At 64.2% G+C, this 18,227-nt stretch carries 15 protein-coding genes; 11 read left to right on the forward strand and 4 right to left on the reverse strand.

What is annotated here, in order from left to right; translation table 11 throughout:
- Positions 1–120 precede the first annotated feature (120 nt).
- The 4 genes from ACZYZF_RS06490 to ACZYZF_RS06505 all read left to right on the forward strand — a co-directional run bounded on the left by ACZYZF_RS06490 (position 121) and on the right by ACZYZF_RS06505 (position 4,906).
- On the forward strand, positions 121–540 hold the full coding sequence (locus ACZYZF_RS06490; protein ID WP_463744112.1) for an MmpS family transport accessory protein: 420 nt from the start codon (positions 121–123) through the stop codon (positions 538–540).
- The gene (locus ACZYZF_RS06495) at positions 537–3,422 is read left to right on the forward strand and encodes an MMPL/RND family transporter (RefSeq protein ID WP_463834930.1); all 2,886 of its coding nucleotides are present in this window, start codon (positions 537–539) and stop codon (positions 3,420–3,422) included. The genes ACZYZF_RS06490 and ACZYZF_RS06495 overlap by 4 nt, the downstream gene beginning before the upstream one ends.
- 5 nt (positions 3,423–3,427) lie before the next feature.
- Complete coding sequence (locus ACZYZF_RS06500) at positions 3,428–4,060, forward strand: TetR/AcrR family transcriptional regulator (protein ID WP_463743002.1); 633 nt, start codon at positions 3,428–3,430, stop codon at positions 4,058–4,060.
- Positions 4,061–4,411: 351 nt separating this feature from the next.
- On the forward strand, positions 4,412–4,906 hold the full coding sequence (locus tag ACZYZF_RS06505; protein ID WP_463743001.1) for a DUF5994 family protein: 495 nt from the start codon (positions 4,412–4,414) through the stop codon (positions 4,904–4,906).
- Positions 4,907–4,969: 63 nt separating this feature from the next.
- Here ACZYZF_RS06505 and ACZYZF_RS06510 read toward each other — a convergent pair whose 3' ends face one another.
- From ACZYZF_RS06510 to ACZYZF_RS06520, 3 genes are all read right to left on the reverse strand, one after another.
- Entirely contained in the window at positions 4,970–5,173 is a 204-nt protein-coding gene (locus tag ACZYZF_RS06510; RefSeq protein WP_166908296.1) for a cold-shock protein, read from the reverse strand.
- 163 nt (positions 5,174–5,336) lie between these two features.
- Positions 5,337–6,299 (reverse strand): DUF808 domain-containing protein, encoded by a 963-nt coding sequence (locus tag ACZYZF_RS06515; RefSeq protein ID WP_463834931.1) that lies wholly within the window; start codon positions 6,297–6,299, stop codon positions 5,337–5,339.
- Between the two features lie 32 nt (positions 6,300–6,331).
- Positions 6,332–7,744, reverse strand: coding sequence for an NCS2 family permease (locus ACZYZF_RS06520; RefSeq protein ID WP_463742999.1), 1,413 nt, complete (start codon positions 7,742–7,744; stop codon positions 6,332–6,334).
- Positions 7,745–8,127: 383 nt separating this feature from the next.
- Between ACZYZF_RS06520 and ACZYZF_RS06525 the strand changes: the two genes are divergently transcribed.
- From ACZYZF_RS06525 to ACZYZF_RS06555, 7 genes are all read left to right on the forward strand, one after another.
- Positions 8,128–8,742, forward strand: a complete 615-nt coding sequence (locus ACZYZF_RS06525) for a sigma-70 family RNA polymerase sigma factor (protein ID WP_463834933.1) — start codon at positions 8,128–8,130, stop codon at positions 8,740–8,742.
- A 242-nt stretch (positions 8,743–8,984) separates the two neighbouring features.
- Positions 8,985–9,389, forward strand: a complete 405-nt coding sequence (locus ACZYZF_RS06530) for an MmpS family transport accessory protein (protein WP_463742997.1) — start codon at positions 8,985–8,987, stop codon at positions 9,387–9,389.
- Positions 9,386–12,295 (forward strand): MMPL/RND family transporter, encoded by a 2,910-nt coding sequence (locus ACZYZF_RS06535; protein ID WP_463742996.1) that lies wholly within the window; start codon positions 9,386–9,388, stop codon positions 12,293–12,295. The genes ACZYZF_RS06530 and ACZYZF_RS06535 overlap by 4 nt, the downstream gene beginning before the upstream one ends.
- An 11-nt stretch (positions 12,296–12,306) precedes the next feature.
- Positions 12,307–13,530: an MFS transporter gene (locus tag ACZYZF_RS06540; protein ID WP_463834935.1), complete on the forward strand. Its 1,224-nt coding sequence runs from the start codon at positions 12,307–12,309 to the stop codon at positions 13,528–13,530.
- Positions 13,530–14,687 (forward strand): acyl-CoA dehydrogenase family protein, encoded by a 1,158-nt coding sequence (locus tag ACZYZF_RS06545; RefSeq protein WP_463834936.1) that lies wholly within the window; start codon positions 13,530–13,532, stop codon positions 14,685–14,687. Before ACZYZF_RS06540 ends, ACZYZF_RS06545 begins: the two co-directional genes overlap by 1 nt.
- A gap of 131 nt (positions 14,688–14,818) precedes the next feature.
- The gene (locus ACZYZF_RS06550) at positions 14,819–15,832 is read left to right on the forward strand and encodes an AurF N-oxygenase family protein (RefSeq protein WP_463742993.1); all 1,014 of its coding nucleotides are present in this window, start codon (positions 14,819–14,821) and stop codon (positions 15,830–15,832) included.
- A gap of 58 nt (positions 15,833–15,890) precedes the next feature.
- Complete coding sequence (locus ACZYZF_RS06555) at positions 15,891–16,697, forward strand: acyl-CoA thioesterase (RefSeq protein ID WP_463834938.1); 807 nt, start codon at positions 15,891–15,893, stop codon at positions 16,695–16,697.
- Positions 16,698–16,701: 4 nt separating this feature from the next.
- Here the strand turns inward: ACZYZF_RS06555 and ACZYZF_RS06560 are convergent, their stop codons facing one another.
- Positions 16,702–18,213: a PucR family transcriptional regulator gene (locus tag ACZYZF_RS06560; RefSeq protein WP_463834940.1), complete on the reverse strand. Its 1,512-nt coding sequence runs from the start codon at positions 18,211–18,213 to the stop codon at positions 16,702–16,704.
- Positions 18,214–18,227: the final 14 nt, after the last annotated feature.

Genomic DNA, 18,227 nt, shown 5'->3' on the forward strand with positions numbered 1-18,227 from the left:
TACGGGTCGTGACGCAAGGGCGGCTCGGGTACAGTGCTCAGCATCCTCTTAGGCGGAACTTGGGTTCCGTCTGGGTAAATTTTCGAGTGTCACAGTCGGGGAGGCGCAACGGTGTTCAAGTTGCTCAAGAAGGCGTGGATACCGCTGGTGCTGGTGGTGGTCGTCGCTCTGGGCGCCTACGCGATCCTTCGAATTCGGGGTACTGGGCAGCAGGAACCGAACGTGGCGGAGGGCTCCGGAATTACCGAGAACTTCAATCCGAAGCACATCAAGTACGAGATCACCGGGTCCGGAGGCACGGCGAACATCAACTATCTCGACGAATACGGTCAACCCAACCTCATCGAAAAGGCCCCGTTGCCTTGGTCATTCACGATCGTGACGACGCTGCCATCCATGTCGGCCAACATCATGGCTCAGGGCGAACGGAACGTAACAGACCTCGGGTGCCGGGTAACTGTCGATGACGACGTGCGTGACGACCGGACGAGCACCGACACCTTCAAACCGTTCATCTACTGCTTGGTGAAATCCGTATGAGCAACGCGCACACGAAGTCCCATCGCCCGTTCCTGGGTCGGATGGTCCGGATCTTCTCGCTGCCGATCATCGTTTTCTGGGTGCTCCTCACGGTTGCTCTGGGAACGCTTGTCCCGTCACTTGACGAGGTCGCGGCGTCTAGATCGGTACCACTGAGCCCCACCAGCGCCGATTCGTATCAGGCGATGCTGAACATCGGCAAGGTGTTTCAGCAGTACGATTCGGACTCCACGGCGATGGTAGTGTTGGAGAGCGATGAGCCGGTCGGCGAGGCTGCGCACAAGTACTACGACGAGATCGTCGCCAAGCTGAAGGCCGATCCCGAGCACGTCCAGAACGTTCAAGACTTCTGGAGCGATCCGATGACCGCGGCGGGCTCGCAGAGTGTGGATGGTAAGTCCGCCTATGTCCAGATCTTCCTCGCCGGGGACCAGGGCACCAGCAAGAGCTACGCGTCGGTGGCCGCAGTACGTGACATCGTGGCCTCGGTACCCGCCCCGCCGGGCATCATGGCCCACGTCGCCGGAAACAGTGTGCTCAACGCCGACACCCAGGTGGCGGGGCATCAAAGTATGGCGAAAATGGAGTTGGTGTCGGTCGGCGTCATCATCGTGATGCTGCTCGCGGTGTACCGCTCCGTCGTGACGCTGCTCGTGTCGATGGTTGTCATTCTTCTGGAACTTTTTGCTGCACAGGGTGTTACGGCCGCTGCCGGCTACCTGAACATCATCGGCCTGACCCCGTACGCGGTGAGCATGGTGACCATGCTGTCCCTGGCGGCGGGAACCGATTATGTGATTTTCCTCCTCGGGCGATATCACGAGGAGAGATCGAAAGGCCTGGAGCGGGAAGACGCGTTCTATGTGGCCTACAGCGGCGTGTCTCACGTCATCCTGGGCTCCGGGTTGACGATCGTCGGGGCGTGCCTGTGCCTCACCATGACGACGCTGCCTTACTTCCAGACCATGGGTCTGCCCTGCGCCATCGCGGTTCTGGTGATCATCATTGCCGGACTGACGTTGGCACCCGCGGTCCTCACCGTCGCCTCGAAGTTCGGTCTACTCGATCCCAAGCACAAAATCGCGTCGCCGGGTTGGCGAAAGGTCGGCACGTCGGTGGTTCGCTGGCCCATCCCCATCGTCTTCGTCACCAGCCTGATAGCCGTCATCGGCTTCGTCGCCCTCATGACCTATGTGCCGCAGTACAACGACAAGCAGTTCACCCCCGCTGATATGCCGGCGAACCTCGCCATGGGCGTTGCTGACCGGCACTTCTCCCAAGCCCGGATGAACCCCGAGCTGCTGATGCTCGAGGCCGATCACGATCTGCGCACCCCCTCGGACATGCTGGTCATCGAAAAGGTCGCCAAGAACGTGATGCACATGCGGGGCATCGAACGAGTGCAGACCATCACCCGCCCATTGGGTGCCCCGATCGAGCACAGCTCGATCCCGTTCCTGCTCGGCGCGCAGAACGCCAGCACACTGCAGTCCGCCAAGTTCAACAACGACAACTCGGCGCAGATGCTCGAACAGGCTGACGAGATGAGCAAGACCGTCGCCAGCATGGAACGCATGTACGCCATTACCAAGGAGCTCACCGAAACCACTCACAGCATGGTCGGCAATACCCACGAGATGGTGGAAGCGACCAAGGAGATGCGGGACAACCTGGCCAATTTCGACGATTTCTTCCGGCCGTTGCGCAACTACCTCTACTGGGAACCGCACTGCTTCGACATCCCGATGTGTCAGTCGATGCGGTCGATCTTCGACACGCTCGATGGCATCGACACGCTGACCGACAAGATGCAGACGCTGACCACCGACATGGACCGCATGGATCAGCTGATGCCGCAGATGTTGCCGGTGCTGCAGGACACCATCGGGACGATGAAGAGGATGCGCGACTTCATGATCGCGACCCACAGCACCATGGCCGGCACGCAGGCCGCACAACAGGAAGCGGCCAAGGGCGCGACGGAGATCGGCCTGTACTTCGATCAAGCCAAGAACGACGACATGTTCTACCTGCCGCCGGATGTTTTCGAGAACCCGGACTTCAACCGGGCGGTCAAGATGTTCATGTCGCCCGATGGCAAGGCGGTCAGGATGATCATCACCCACCAGGGCGACCCCGCCTCGGTGGACGGCATCGAACATGTCCGCGACCTCAAAGGTGTTGTCGCCGACGCCCTCAAGGGCACCCCGCTGGCCAGTGCGAAGGTTTCACTCGCCGGTACGGCATCGCTCTACAGCGATATGCAGAACGGTGTGAAAACCGATCTCATGATCGTGGTGATCGCGGCGATGATCCTCATTTTCAGCATCATGTTGATCATCACCCGAAGTGTGGTGGCCGCCTTGGTGATCGTGGGCACCGTGGCCGCGTCCCTGGGTACGGCGTGTGGCTTGTCGGTGCTGCTCTGGCAGGACATCCTGGGCCTGGGCGTGCAGTGGATCGTGATCCCGCTGTCGATGGTGATTCTGCTGGCAGTGGGTTCGGACTACAACCTGCTGGTGGTCTCGCGCTTCAAAGAAGAGATACACGCCGGGCTCAATACCGGGATCATCCGCGGGATCGGGGCGACCGGACGTGTCGTCACCGCGGCCGGCCTGGTGTTCGCCTTCACCATGATGTCGATGATCGTGTCGGACCTGCGGGTGGTCGGCCAACTCGGTATGACGATCGGTATCGGCCTGATCGTGGATACGCTGATCGTGCGCTCGTTCATGACGCCGTCGATCGCCGCGGCGCTGGGCCGCTGGTTCTGGTGGCCGCTCAACACCTTTGAGATCACCAGGCGCGGTCGCGAAGAGCGTGCCCGGAAGGCGGGCGAGACCGACGACAACACCGCGCCGATACCGACAACGACGGTGTGACAGCCGTGACTGGCCCGGATTACCCGCCTGACGCAGAGTCGAAGTCGAGATTGCGCCAGCGGACTGACGGCCGACTCGACCGGTCGCGTGATCCGGCCATCCTCGACGCGGCGTTGGCCGCGTTGGCCGAAAACGGTTATGTCAACACCAACATGAACGACATCGCGGCGCGCGCCGGTGTCGGTAAGGCGGCCATCTACCGTCGCTGGTCGTCGAAGGCCGCGTTGATCACCGACGCGCTCGTGTACTGGAAGCCCGACCTGCTCGACGACGATGCGCCCGACACCGGCAGTCTGGAAGGCGATTTCGACGAAATCGTGCGGCGCACGGCGCGCAGCGACAACGACCTATTCTCCTACGATCTGGTGCTGAGGGTCGCGGTCGAGGCCACCCACGATCCGCACCTCGGCTCTGCGCTCGAAGATCTGATGCTGCTCAAGGGTAGGCGGGTGATGACGACGATCCTTCAGCAAGCCGTCGCCCGCGGCGAGGTGTCGGCCGACCGGGACTGGTCGTTGGTCGCTGATGTGCTGACCGGGATGGGCCTGATGCGGGTGGTCAATGGTCAGAGTGTCGACTCGAAGTACGTCCGGGACGTCATCGACAACTTGATCCTGCCCGCCGTACGGGGCCGCTGACGGCGATGCCCGGGGTGCCGGGCCGTCGGCGTGCGGTTCATCGGGGGTAGGATTGTGATCAGGCCGGATACATCAGTTGGTCAACCGTGACGTTCGACAGTCACGATTTTCGATGTTGAACCGTCAGCAGCCGGCGATTAACCATCGCTTGCTATCCAATACCAGTGCGGTAGTCCCGCACCTCTCAAGGACACTCTCTATGGAATCGTCCGAACTGTTTTCACACCCTGAACAGCAAGAACCTATGCCGGATGTCGACAGCTCGAGTGACCCGGCCTGGGGGCTGGTCTTCTCGGATCGGCCCACGGATCGGCCGGCGCCACCGCCTCGCGCAGACGCCCAGTCGCCGTCGTGAACGGCCTCAACGGGACTCGACGGCTGGCCAGTCCGGTCCGGCTCGCCCTCGCCCGTCAGTTGGGTGCCGATATTGACGGAGCATGGTGGCCGCACACCGCCTCCGTGGCGAACGAACTGCCGGAGCTCGTCGGAGTTCTGCATCGATCGATCGGGGAAGTTGTCGATATTCGCGTCAACTGGTCGGCCGCCCAGGGGCAGCTGGACCTCGACTCGATCGTGACCGGCACCCGCCTGCCCACCGGGGTGAAGCTGAGCCGGCCCCGTCTGATGATGGTGGCGGGCCGGGACCAGTGCGTGAAACTGCTTGTCGTCCCGTGCAAGACGTCCGTCAATCTCGGCGGGTTGGTGATGCGCTGCGCCGCGTCCATGCCTGTGGAGGAAACGGTGCGGCGTACTCCCATGTTCGACACCGCAGATCGCGTGCTGCGCGTCGCCCAGGTCGAATCTGCGAGATGGCTGGGGGATCTTCAGGCGCAAACGCCTGTGTGAACGAAAGAAAATGGGCTGGTACGGAATTCATCCGTACCAGCCCACCATCAGGTCTTGGGGCGGTTAGACCGCGGTAACTCCCGTTGCCTGGGGGCCCTTGGCTCCCTGGGTGATCTCGAACTCGACACGCTGGTTCTCTTCGAGCGACCGGAAACCACCGCCGGTGATCTCGGAGTAGTGGACGAAAACGTCCGGGGCGCCGCCGTCAGGAGCGATGAAGCCGAAGCCCTTTTCGCCGTTGAACCACTTCACAGTTCCCTGTGTCATATTTTTACTTCTCTCATCGTGAAACTGGACGTACCAAAAACGTCCGGATCAAGTATGACACGTCGATGGGTGGGGCGCCTAAAAGAATTTGCTTCTGCCGCAGACGTTTGGCTGGGTGGGGCCCCGTGCCGTTCGGTCGAATCAGGTGGACCGGCCTTGACGATCACGCAGGAGCGTCGTGATCGGCTTTCTTGCCGAACGGCAGCACATGCATGATCCCGACCACCACGGTGCCGACCACCAGACCGATGACGGCTGACACACCCGTGTTGACCAGCCAGGCCAGCAGGCCGCCGAACCCACCTCCGACTGCATGGCGCACCGCCTCCTCGGCATGGTGGACCAGGCCGTAGAGCGTGTGCCACCCAAGGGTGTCGGTACCGACCAGCAGGATGTGTCCACCGACCCAGAGCATCGCCACTGTGCCGATCGTCGACAGTGCCGAGAGCAGCTTGGGCATCCCGGCCACCAGGCCGCGGCCGATCTTCTGCGCCGCCTTCGATGAGCGTTGGGCCAGCAGCAGGCCCATGTCGTCCATCTTCACGATGCCGGCCACCACGCCGTACACCGCGGCCGTGATCACCAGCGCGACGATCACCAGGATGATGAGCCGCGGCAGGAAGGGCTGGTGAGCGACCTCGTTGAGCGCGATCACCATGATCTCGGCCGACAGGATGAAGTCGGTGCGGATCGCACCCGTGATCATGAACTTTTCGGGGTCGCCGCCGACGGCCGTGGTGGGCGCGTCGTGGGCGTCGTGACCGCCGTGGTTGAGGAACCGGCCCCAGACCTTCTCGGCGCCCTCGAAACAGAGGTAGGTCGCGCCGAGCATCAGGATCGGCGTCAGCAGCCATGGAGCGAACTGGCTGAGCAGCAACGCCGCGGGCAGGATGAAAACGATCTTGTTGCGCAGCGACCCGATCGCGATGCGCTTGATCACCGGCAGCTCGCGATCGGCGGTGAGGCCGTGGACGTACTGCGGCGTCACCGCGGTGTCGTCGATCACCACGCCGGCGGCCTTGGCGGTCGCCTTCCCGGTCGCGGCACCGATGTCGTCGATCGACGCCGCCGCCAGCCGGGCCAACGCCGCAATGTCGTCGAGCAAACCGAACAGGCCGGCGCTCATGTCGTCACCATGATCGTGAAGGTTACCGGCCCTCACATGCCGATGAGCGACTCGATCCAGCCGCGGGCGAAGTACAGGATGAAGCCGGCAGCCACGACCCACAGCAGCGGGCTGACCTCGCGGGCCTTACCCGCGGCCGATCGCAGCACGGCCCAGGCCACGAAGCCCACGCCGATGCCGTTGGCGATCGAGTAGCTGAATGCCATGGTGGCCACCGTCAGCACGACCGGCAGGGCCACCGAGAACTCCGAGAGATCGATGTGGCGCAGCTGCGACACCATCATGGCGCCGACGATCACCAGGGCCGCGGCGGCGACCTCGGTGGGCACGATCGAGGCCAACGGCGCGACGAACATGGCCGCCAGGAACAGCGCGCCGGTGATGAGGTTGGCGAATCCGGTGCGAGAACCCTCCTCGATGCCCGCGCCGGATTCGATGAAGACCGTGTTCGACGACGCCGATGAGGAGCCGCCGACGACGGCACCGGCACCTTCGACGATCAATGCGGATTTCAGCCGCGGGAAGTTGCCCTGGGCGTCGGACAGTCCGGCCTCCCGTGACAGCCCGGTCATGGTGCCCATGGCGTCGAAGAAGTTGGCGAACACCAGGGTGAACACCAGCATGATGGCCGCCAGGGCGCCGATCCGGCTGAACGCGCCGAGGCTGACATCGCCGACGAGGGACAGGTCGGGCAGTGCGAACGGGGAGCCCGACAGGGTCGGCACCGACAACCCCCACCCGCCGGCGTTCTCCTGAGCCGAGCCGAGGTGCCAGATCGCCTCGACGATCACGGCGACCACGGTGCCGGTGACGAGACCGATCAGTATGCCGCCGCGCACTTTCCGGGCCACCAGGATTCCGGTGAACAGGAGAGTGAATACGAAGACGACGGTCGGTACGGTGTTGATCGAGCCGACACCCCCTGTGCCGAGACCGACCGGGGGAGAGGGCAGGCCGGTCGAGCCGACGAATCCGGCGTCGACCAATCCGATGAACAAGATGAACAACCCGATGCCCGCGGTGATCGCCAGCTTGAGTTGCATGGGTACCGCGTCGAACACCAGTCGGCGGAATCCGCTGGCCGCCAGTGCCACGATGATCAGACCGTCGATGACCACGAGGCCCATGGCCTCGGGCCAAGTGACCGTGCCCACCACGGTCGTGGCCAGAAACGAGTTGATGCCCAGACCCGCGGCGAACGCGAACGGCAGCCGCGCGATGATCCCGAACAGGATCGTCATCACCCCTGCCGCCAGGCAGGTGGTGGCCGAGACCTGAGCGAATTCGAGCTTGTTGCCCGCGACGTCGGCGGAACCGGAGAGGACGACCGGGTTCAACACGATGATGTAGGCCATCGCGATGAAGGTGACCAGGCCTCCGCGGATCTCGGAGAGGGCCGTCGAGCCGCGGGCCGAGATCTCGAAGAAGCGATCGAGTCGATTCATAACCGATGAGCCTAAGGCGGGAACGGCCCGGTTTCGCGGCGTATCGCCGATGACCGTATGGGCGCGACTGGTGGCCTCCGGCTCGATCCCGGCGCGCGCGGAAGGCTGTGGAGCCCAACACCGTCTGAGTCAGCTGCTGTGGAGTCAATTTTGACATGTTGAAGGGCAACAGCCGCAAAGAGATTGGCGCCAGAAAACCATTTGACCTCAACTTGGGTTGAGGTGTCATGCTGCGTGCATGACAGTTCGGCGCGACCGGTGCGGTGTGGAAAACCGCCGCGAATCCGGGGGTAATCCCCCTGGGGAACGGCTGCGCCGCCGGATAACTTCGAGGAGCGAACTGTCTGAGGCCGGCGATATGAGCAGTGGCAGGAGCGGGGGCCATGCCGATGAGCACGGATATACACGTGAGTGACGATTGTCGCGCGGAACGGTTCGAGCGCGATGCACTGCCGTTGGTGGATCAGCTCTACGCGGCCGCGCGTCGATACACGCGCAATGCCGCGGACGCCGAAGATCTGGTTCAAGAGACAATGGTCAAGGCGTACAGCAGCTTTCACACCTTCCAGGACGGTACGAACATTCGGGCCTGGCTGTTTCGCATCCTGACCAACACGTGGATCAACGCGTACCGCACCGCGCAGCGTCGACCGCGGGAGGTCTTCGCCGACTCACTCTCGGATGCCCAACTCGCAGAGGTGGCGCAGCGCTTCCCGCTCGGCGTGGTCTCGGCGGAACTGGCGGCCCTGGAATCGATGGGCGATGACGACGTGCGCCAGGCCATGCGAGCGTTGCCGGAATCGCAGGGCGTCGTGGTGTACTACGCCGACGTTGCAGGCTTCCGCTACAAGGAGATTGCGGAGATTCTGCAGATTCCGGTCGGAACAGTGATGTCGCGATTGCACCGCGGGCGTCGTGCGCTGCGTTCGAGGTTGGTTGAAATGGCTGTCGCCCGAGGCTATCTCGACCGTCCGTCGGGCAACGGCACGGCAGCCTAGCCGCGCGGGCTGGTGGGCAAGGCCGGGACTTTCAGGTAACCGACAGCAAGTTCTCAGGCTGCGGGCCCCGACTGCGTTCCCGCTCACGGCGGTGTAAAGTTCCTCCCCGCTGTACATAGTTATTCGAACTAATTCGCCGATCGCCGGGGCCTGTGCCAGTGGCGGGTGCGGGCAATCGTCGGGAGGTACCGGTGAGTCCTGGTCGGGCTGTTCGTCGTTCGCTGAAATACGCATGGATTCCGATGGTTCTGATTGTCGTACTGGCCGTATCGGGCCTGGTGGTCTCCCGTCTGCATCGCATGTTCGGGTCCGAGGACCTCAACGCGAATGCCGGCGCCGGGATCGAGATCGTCCAGTTCAACCCCAAGGTGGTCTTGTACGAGGTGTACGGACCGCCCGGAACTTCCGCCGAGATCAGCTATTTCGATCCGGACGCCAAGGTGCACTCGGTCAACACCCCGCTGCCCTGGTCCGTCACCCTGTCCACCACGTTGCCGACCGTCAGTGCGAACCTGATGGCGCGCAGCGACAGTGAAAGCAGCGGCGACCACATCGGGTGCCGGGTCACCGTCAACGGCACTGTCCGCGAGGAGCAATCCGCCAATGGCGTCAACGCCCAGACCTACTGCCTGGTGAAGTCCGCATGACCACATCCGCCACCTCGCCTGAGCCCACCGGCAAGCCGAAACGACCTGTCTTCCCGCACCTGCTCCGCATTCTGGCGTGGCCGATCATCCTGATCTGGGTCGCGATCGCGGTCGTCGTCAATGTGATCGCGCCGCAGCTCGAGGTCGTCGGCGAATTGCACGCCGCACCGATGGCGCCCGAGGACGCCCCGTCGATGCAGGCGATGAAGTTGATGGGGGCCAACTTCAAGGAGTTCAACTCCAACAGCACGATCATGGTCGTCATCGAGGGCCAGGAGCCGCTGGGCCCGGACTCGCACCAGTACTACGACGAGATCATCCGCAAACTGCAGCAGGATCCCGAGCACATCCAGCACATCCAGGACTTCTGGGGTGACACGCTGACTGCGGCCGGCGCGCAGAGCGCCGACGGCAAGGCGTCGTACGTGATGATCAACCTCGCCGGCGAGCAAGGCATGACGCTGGCCAACGAGGGCGTCGAAGCGGTCCGCAAGGTCATCGAGGAAACGAAGGCTCCCCCGGGGGTGCAGGCGCACGTCGCCGGCCCAGCCGCACTGACCAATGACATGCATGTCATCGGCAACGCGAGCCTGGCCGAGATCACCCTGATCACCCTGGTCGCCATCGCAGTCATGCTGCTGGTGGTCTATCGCTCGATCAGGACCACGCTGATCCAGTTGTTCCTGACGTTCCTGGCGCTGCTGACCGCCCGCGGCGTGGTGTCCGTGCTGGCGATGCACGACGTATTCGGGTTGACCACCTTCGCGGGCAACATCCTGACCATGCTGGCGATCGCCGCTGCCACCGACTACGGAATCTTCATCTTCGGCCGGTATCGCGAAGACCGCGGCATGGGCCTTGACCGGGATGACTCGTACTACGCGACTTTCAAATCGGTCGCGCCCGTCATCGTGGGTTCCGGTCTGACCATCGCCGGAGCGACCTACTGCCTCAGCTTCGCGCGACTGCCCTACTTCTCCACCATGGGTGCCCCCGTCGCGATCGGCATGGTCGTGGTCGTGGTCATCTCGGTCACGCTCGGCCCGGCGGTGCTCTACCTTGGCAGCCGGATCGGGCTGTACGAGTCCAAGCGGCCCCCGCAGAGCAAGTTCTGGCGCAAAGTCGGCACCGCGGTGGTGCGTTGGCCCGCACCGATTTTCGTGGCCAGCCTGTTCATCGTGCTGATCGGGGTGGTGGCCATCCCCGGGTACAAGCCGGCCTACAACGACCGGTACTACCTGCCCGAGGACGCCCCGGTGAACGTCGGTTTCGCCGCTGCCGACCGGCACTTCTCCCAGGCCAGGATGAACCCCGACATCCTGATGGTCGAGTCCACCCATGACATGCGCAATCCCGCCGACATGCTTGTGCTGAACAAGATTTCGAGCAATGTGATGCACGCCGAAGGCATCGCGATGGTGCAGAGCATCACCCGGCCGCTGGGAATCCCCATCCAGCACAGCTCGATTCCGTTCCAGACCAGTATCTCGGGGCAGACCAGCAATATGAACCTGCCGTTCCAGCGCAAGCAACTCGAAGACCAGCTTCGGATGATCGACGCGACCAACACCTCGATCGACATCATGAAGAGGCAATACCAGCTCTCGCTCGAACAGACCCACCTCACACAGGACTCCGCGGCCAAGTCGCAGGAGCTGCTCGAGGTCACCAAGAAGATGCGGGACAACATCGCGAACTTCGACGACCAGTTCCGGCCCATGCGCAACTACTTCTACTGGGAACCGCACTGCTTCGACATCCCCATGTGTTCGGCGGCGCGTTCGGTCTTCGATGCTCTCGACGGGATCGACGAGCTGACCGACAAGACGTCGTCGGTGCAGGTCAATACCGACCAACTGGCCGACCTCGCCCCGAAACTCACTGCGCTGCTCCCTCAGACGATCGCGTCGATGGAAACCAGCCGGGACCTGTCGCTGGCGTCGTACAACTCGCAGAAGGCCCTGATCGACCAGATGCAGGCGATGAACGACACGGCGCTGTCAATGGGTGCGGCCTTCGACGACGCCAAGAACGACGACCTGTTCTATCTGCCCCCGGAAGCCTTCACGAACCCCGATTTCGAGCGCGGCCTCAAAATGTTCCTGTCGCCGGACGGTAAGTCCGCCCGCATGTTCATCACCCACCAGACCGACCCGGCGACGGTGGACGGGATCGCACGAGTCGATTCCGAGCGCAAGGCCGCGCAGGAGGCCCTGAAGATGTCGTCACTGTCGGACGCCAAGATCTATCTCGGCGGTGTCGCGGCGACGTACAAGGACATGTCCGACGGTGCCCGCTACGACCTGATGATCGCGGTGGTGTCGGCGCTGACGCTGATTTTCATGATCATGCTCATTCTGACGCGCAGTGCGGTGGCCGCGTTGACCATCGTGCTGACGGCCGGTAGCTCGATCGCCGCGTCGTTCGGCATCTCGGTGTTGCTCTGGCAAGACCTGTTCGGGATGCCGGTGCACTGGTTGGTCATGCTGATGTCGGTGATCATCCTGCTGGCGGTCGGATCGGACTACAACCTGCTGCTGGTATCCCGGTTCCAGGACGAGATCCACGCCGGCCTGAAGACCGGCATCATCCGGTCCATGGCCGGCACCGGTGGCGTGGTCACCTCGGCCGGGCTCGTGTTCGCGGCGACGATGGCCGGCATGATGGCGAGCAAACTGATTGTGCTGGCCCAGATGGGCTCGACCATCGCTATCGGCCTGCTGATCGACACCTTCATCGTGCGCTCGCTGCTGATGCCGTCGATCGCCACCCTGCTGGGTCGGTGGTTCTGGTGGCCACAAGTCGTTTATCCCCGTGGGGACAACCACTTCCGGAAACCGGTGCCGCCCCGCACACCCCGCGCCGACGATGAGGACACAACGTCGATTCCGGTGTCCACCGGCTAGATTCACCGGCGATGACCTACTTCGGCGAGTTTCGGACCAATTGGCAGTCGCTGGCCGCCGCGACCGCCGGCCTCAGTGCGGGTCTGAGCCTGAGCGCCTACACGAACGCCGTGATGGGGCCGCAGTTCGTGGCGGCGTTCGGGTGGAGTCGTTCGGACTTCGCGCTGACGGGCGCGATCACGTTGCTCACGTTCGTGTTCCTGCCGGTCTACGGCCGCCTCGCCGACGTTGTCGGGGTGCGGCGGGTCGCGGTCATCGGCGTCGTCGGGCTGCCGTCGTGCTGGATCGCGTACGCGTTGATGTCCGGTCCGATCTGGCAGTACTTCGCGATCAACGTCGCACTCATCGCGCTCGGGGTGACCACGACGCCGGCGATCTACAGCCGGCTGGTCGCAACGCGTTTCCAGGCGGCCCGGGGTCTCGCCCTGGCCATCGCGATCTCAGGTCCACCCCTGTTGGGTGCGATCGGCGCTCCGGTGGTCGATGCCGTCAACCGCGCCCATGGTTGGCGGGCCGGGTGTGTGGCCATCGCCGTCACGATCGCGGTCATCGGCGTCATCGCCCTGATGCTCGTGCCCAGGCGCAACGGCGACGCCGTGCCGGCCGCGGGAGAACGCAAGGCTGGCAAGGATTACCGCGCCATCGGGCGCAGCAGGGTGTTCTGGATCCTGCTGCTGGGTGTGCTGCTGTGCAATCTCTACCACTCGGTCACCACCACCCAACTCGGCATCATGCTCGGCGACGCCGGAGCCGGCGGTGACGTCGCGGTACTCATCACGGTGTTCGCGACCGCCGTCATCGTCGGCCGCTTTGTGTGCGGTGTGGCGCTCGATCGACTGCCCGCGCAGGCGGTTGCCGCGGTGGCGATGGCACTGCCGGGTCTCGGCTGCCTGCTCATCGCCTCGTCGTGGGACGGCATCGGTGTCCTCGCCGTGGCCGTCTGCTGTCTCGGAGCGGCCTGGGGAGCTGAAGGGGACGTGATCGCCTACCTGGTGGCACGCCACTTCAGCCTGGGCGTGTACAGCACGGTCCTCAGCATCCTGTCCGCGGTGATCGGGGTGTCGTCGGCCCTGGGTGCGGTGGTGTTGAGTCGTATGTTGGCTGCCACCAACAGCTTCGACGGGTTCCTGGTGCTGGCCGGAATCGCCGCGTTCATCGGTGGCGCGCTCCTCCTGCTGCTGCGACGGGGACAGGTCGTATTTACAAATGACGATGAAAGTGTCACGGTGTCCTGATGGACTTCTCCCATGTCGAGCTTGCCGAGGAGGACGTGGCCTTCCGGGAAGAGCTGCGCGCGTTCCTGGCCCGCGTCGTCACCGACGAGGTGATCGCGCGTGACCGCGAGACCGGGGAGAACTTCGACGAGGCGGTGCATCTGGCCCTCGGCGGGGCCGGGTATCTGGCCGGGGATTACCGGGCCGAGGCCGACGGCGGATTCAGCGCGGTCCGGCGCCGCATCTGGGAGCTGGAGATCGGCCGCGCGCACACCCCCTGGTTCCACTGGGGGACGACTGCCATGGTCGCCCACACCGTCGAGAAGTTCGCCTCGGCCGAGCTTCTCGACGAGGTGCTGCCGGGTGTTCTGGACGGGCGGTTGCGGCTGTGCCTGGGTTACACCGAACCCGAAGGCGGGTCCGATGTCGCGACCTGCAAGACCCGCGCGGTGCGGGAAGCGGATGGATCAACTTGGGTTGTCAACGGCTCCAAGATGTTCACCTCGAATGCGCACAACGCCCAGTACGTGTTCCTGCTGACCAACACCGATCCGTCTGCGGCCAAACACAAGAGCCTGACGATGTTCCTGGTGCCGCTGGATTCCCCCGGTGTCGAGATCCAGCCGATCCGCACCGTCGACGGAGACCGCACCAACATCACGTATTACAGCGACGTGCGAGTCGGTGACCGCTACCGCGTCGGTGAGGTGAACGGCGGCTGGGCGGTCCTGCGCGGTGCCCTCGAACTCGAACATGGCACCTTCGAACGTGAGACGCGCGGTCTGCAGAAGCTCGCCACCATGACCGAGCACATCAACCTGATGGCCGAGGCGGTGGACCACGTCACGGCCGTCGCCCCCGACGACGCGGCGTCGCGCTACCGACTGGGCCGAGGCGTCGCCCGGTTGGAAGCCGCTCTGAGCAGTCCCGGCATGTACGGCCGCGTCGCGATCGCCCAGACCATGCGCGAGGTATCCCCGGACCTGATGGACCTCCTGGGGTCGGCCGGTGCGCTGCCGGTCGGCGCGACCGGGGCGGCAGACGACGGAGGTGCCGAGTACATCTTCCGGTTGGCCGGCCCCACCGGCATCTACGGGGGCACCCTCGAGGTGTTCCGCAACATGATCGCCCAGCAGGCACTGGGGTTGGGCCGGCCGAACTACTCGCCGGCGAAGTAAACCGGCTGAACCGACGCCTTGCCGCGGCACGCCCTTGACATCTGTATGGGACAGGGAGTCCCATACAGATAAGAGGAATGGGACTCACGGTCCCGGTAAATGTGGCCTGGGTGTGTTGGGGAGGGGACGTCATGGCATTGACGAAGGCGGTCCGGCGGTGGCGGGACCGGATGGACGTCAGCGACGATGCGGATTACTGCACGAGGCTGGCGACCCTGTCGGCGGGATCGGTGCACCGCAACTTCAACCCGTACTTGGACATCCCGTGGGATTCGCCGCAGTTCACGGTGACGGCGAACGACCCGCGATGGGTGCTGCCCAAAAGCGACCCCATGGGCGGGCACGCGTGGTATCAGGCGCAGCCGCTGGAAAAGCAGATTGCGATCGGCATGTGGCGTCAGGCGAATGTCGCCAGGGCTGGCCTGCAATTCGAGAACATGCTGATCCGAGGGATCCTGAACTACACATTCTGGGTTCCCAACGGCAGCCCCGAATACCGGTACTGCCTGCACGAGGCGGTGGAAGAGTGCAACCACACCCTGATGTTCCAGGAGTTGGTGAATCACACGGGCGTGGACGCTCCGGGGTTGGTGCGGTGGCTCAGATGGATCCACTGGCTGCCGCCGCTGTTCGCGAGTCCGATGCCGACGTTCTTCTTCATGATGGTGTTGTGCGGCGAGGAGCCGATCGACCACCTGCAGAAATCGATCCTGCGCGAGGGCGGCAACGTCCACCCGATCATGGAGCGCGTGATGGCGATACACGTCGCCGAGGAAGCTCGCCACATCTCATTTGCTCACGAGTTCCTGCGTCGCCGAATCCCGGAAATGCGGCGGTTCAACCGATTTGGGCTGTCGATCATGTATCCGCTGAGCTTCCGTCTGGCGGCCAAGCTCATCGCCAAACCTCCACGCTCCTTCTGGCGTGAGTTCGACATTCCGAGATCAGTCATGAAAGACATCTACTGGCGGTCGCCCAATTCCAGGGCGATGCTGCGCGAGATCTACGGCGACGTGAGGATGCTTGCCGAGGACACCGGCCTGATGAACCCGATCGCCAAGATCCTGTGGCGGATTCTGCGAATTGACGGTCCCGCGTCGCGTTACCGCAGCGAACCGGTGCGCAAAGCGGTCACCGTCGCCTGACAGCGGGCGATCCTGACGCCACGGTGGAGGAGTGCTGCCACCTCGGTAGTGTGGCCGGGTGCATCCCTTCGACAAGGCCCTGGAACTCGAACCGTCCGGCGATGATCGGTGGCGCGGGCGCACAATCCCCGAGTGGGCCAACATGGTCGGCCCGTTCGGCGGCATCACCGCGGCCGCCATGCTGCGGGCGATCGAGTTGCACCCGAAACGGCACGGCCAGCCCATCGCCCTGACGGTGAACTATGCGGCACCGATCGTCGACGGCAACTTCGACATCGTGACCAGGGCCGTCAAGACCAACCGGTCCAATCAGCACTGGATCGTCGAACTCAGTCAGGACGGTGAGGTCAAGACCACCGCCACCGCGGTATTCGGGCTACGACGCGACGGCTGGTCCGACACCGAGATCGAATGGCCGCAGGCTCCGGCGCCCGAGGACATCGAGCCGACGGTGCCGCCGTTCGGCGTGGCGTGGTTCGACAACTACGACATGCGGTTCGTCGACGGGGGGATGCCCGACATCGGCAGTGAACCGACTACATCGGCGAGTTCCACCACGAGCCTGTGGGTGCGCAACAAGCCTTCCAGGCCAATGGATTTCGCTGCCCTGGCCGCGGTGAGCGACATCTTCTATCCGCGGGTTTTCCTGCGTCACGGCCAGTTCGTACCGGCCGGAACGGTGTCGATCACGGTGTATTTCCACGCCGACGGCGAGCAGCTCGCCGCGCAGGGGGACGACTTCATGCTGGGAACGGCGCGGGCGCACAAGTACTCCGGCGGCTACTTCGACCAGACTGCGCAATTGTTCGGACGCACCGGCGCATTGCTGTCCACCAGCCACCAGTTCGTCTACTTCAAGGCCTGAGACTTCACGGCCCGCGGTCCTCGGGGACCGATTGCAGGGCGATCCAGGCGCTCACCCGGGTCTGCGGATCGTCGAGCTTCCCGGGTAGCACCGCCTCGATGGCCGCGAGACGATTGCGCACCGTGTTGCGGTGCAGGCCGAGTTCTTCGGCGACCTTGAGCCGGGATCCGTGGTGGCGCAGGAAACAACGCAGAGTCTCCAGCTGCTCGGAATCGAGCCCGCGCAACCAGGATTCGGCGAAGGCGGTGGCTTTCTCGGGATCGATCAGCCCGAGCGGGCCGTTGTCGATCACCCGGTCCCACACCACCGCACCGGAAACATCGGTCGCCTGACCCAGTGCCAGGCCGGCGGTGCGGTAGCCAGTCTCGCCGTCGCCGGGTGCGACCGAATTCCCGATGCCTATGAGCAATCCTTCCTCGGCCAACCGGGAACCGGTCGCTTCGGCACGGGAAGGCTCGGTGGCCGCGCACAGCTCACCGGCGTACACCCCGGCGAGGATGCCGCGTCGCTCGAGGGTGGCTACCGCGTTCTCGATGGCGGATTCGTCTCCGGCGCCTCGGAGGAAGCGAATGTGCTTCGGTAGCTCGATCGTCGCCTGGTCCATCTCCAGCACTAATTGTGCTGTGCGGATGTCACTTTCGGCGAGGAGCTCCAGGGCGCGGCTGCGCAGGTGCCGTCGGGTCGTGGCACGGCTCCGGTCCTGCTCGTCGATGAGCCCCAACAGCGCCACCGCCGTCGTCACGGCCTGACGCTGTCCTTCCGACGCCCGGGCCGGCATCAAGGCGGCCAGATAGGCCGATGCCCGCCCGCTCAGACCGATCGGGTGGACCGACACCGAGGTTGTCGGATTTGACTGTGCGGCAGCCGAACGTAATCCGTGTGCCTGAAGTCTCTTGACGTCGCCGGCGACCTCGTCGAGTGGAAATTCGGCGCGGCGGGTGCCGACAGGGCCGGTGACGACGCGGCCGTCGGGATTCATCAGGCACGTCGCGCCGTCGAGAGCCGCGGCCAGCGCCGTGATGACCGCAACGGCAGGTTCCGGTTTGGCCGCGGCCGAGATGAGCTTGCGCTGCGTCTTGAGCGACTCGCGTGTGGCAGTGGACTCCTGTTCCTCCAACAGGTGCGCGACGTGCCGGCTGATCGCGACGAACGTGGTCGGCCGCGGCACCTCGAACAGATTCACCTGGTGTCGCCGGCATGCGTCGGTCAGTTCAGCGGGCGTCTCGGCGTGGGTGAGTCCGACGGCGAACCCCACTGCGGCCACGCCGGCGTCGCCGAGCCGGCGCACGTAGCCGTCCCACTCGTCGTGCCAGGTGCTGGTTTCGAGGCCGGTGGTCAGCAGGATCTCGCCGCCTTCCAGGAACGGCCCCGGGTCGGCGAGCTCACTCGTGGCCACCCAGCGGACCGCTGCCTCGGGACGACAGACCTGGACGGCACGCAGCCCGAGTGCGCGTGCTTCCAGCAGATCGCCGACCAGGACCACACTGACAGTGTTGCACAATTGCAGACGGGACATATGTGCATTTCTGA

This window comes from Mycobacterium sp. IDUB_24 (assembly GCF_055419385.1).

Excerpts from the sequence above, each read along its gene's own strand:
- ACZYZF_RS06495 (WP_463834930.1), top strand. The coding sequence starts at position 537 with ATGAGCAACGCGCACACGAAGTCCCATCGCCCGTTCCTGGGTCGGATG.
- ACZYZF_RS06510 (WP_166908296.1), bottom strand. The coding sequence starts at position 5,173 with ATGACACAGGGAACTGTGAAGTGGTTCAACGGCGAAAAGGGCTTCGGC.
- ACZYZF_RS06515 (WP_463834931.1), bottom strand. The coding sequence starts at position 6,299 with ATGAGCGCCGGCCTGTTCGGTTTGCTCGACGACATTGCGGCGTTGGCC.
- ACZYZF_RS06520 (WP_463742999.1), bottom strand. The coding sequence starts at position 7,744 with ATGAATCGACTCGATCGCTTCTTCGAGATCTCGGCCCGCGGCTCGACG.
- ACZYZF_RS06525 (WP_463834933.1), top strand. The coding sequence starts at position 8,128 with ATGCCGATGAGCACGGATATACACGTGAGTGACGATTGTCGCGCGGAA.
- ACZYZF_RS06530 (WP_463742997.1), top strand. The coding sequence starts at position 8,985 with ATGGTTCTGATTGTCGTACTGGCCGTATCGGGCCTGGTGGTCTCCCGT.
- ACZYZF_RS06535 (WP_463742996.1), top strand. The coding sequence starts at position 9,386 with ATGACCACATCCGCCACCTCGCCTGAGCCCACCGGCAAGCCGAAACGA.
- ACZYZF_RS06540 (WP_463834935.1), top strand. The coding sequence starts at position 12,307 with ATGACCTACTTCGGCGAGTTTCGGACCAATTGGCAGTCGCTGGCCGCC.
- ACZYZF_RS06545 (WP_463834936.1), top strand. The coding sequence starts at position 13,530 with ATGGACTTCTCCCATGTCGAGCTTGCCGAGGAGGACGTGGCCTTCCGG.
- ACZYZF_RS06550 (WP_463742993.1), top strand. The coding sequence starts at position 14,819 with ATGGCATTGACGAAGGCGGTCCGGCGGTGGCGGGACCGGATGGACGTC.
- ACZYZF_RS06560 (WP_463834940.1), bottom strand. The coding sequence starts at position 18,213 with ATGTCCCGTCTGCAATTGTGCAACACTGTCAGTGTGGTCCTGGTCGGC.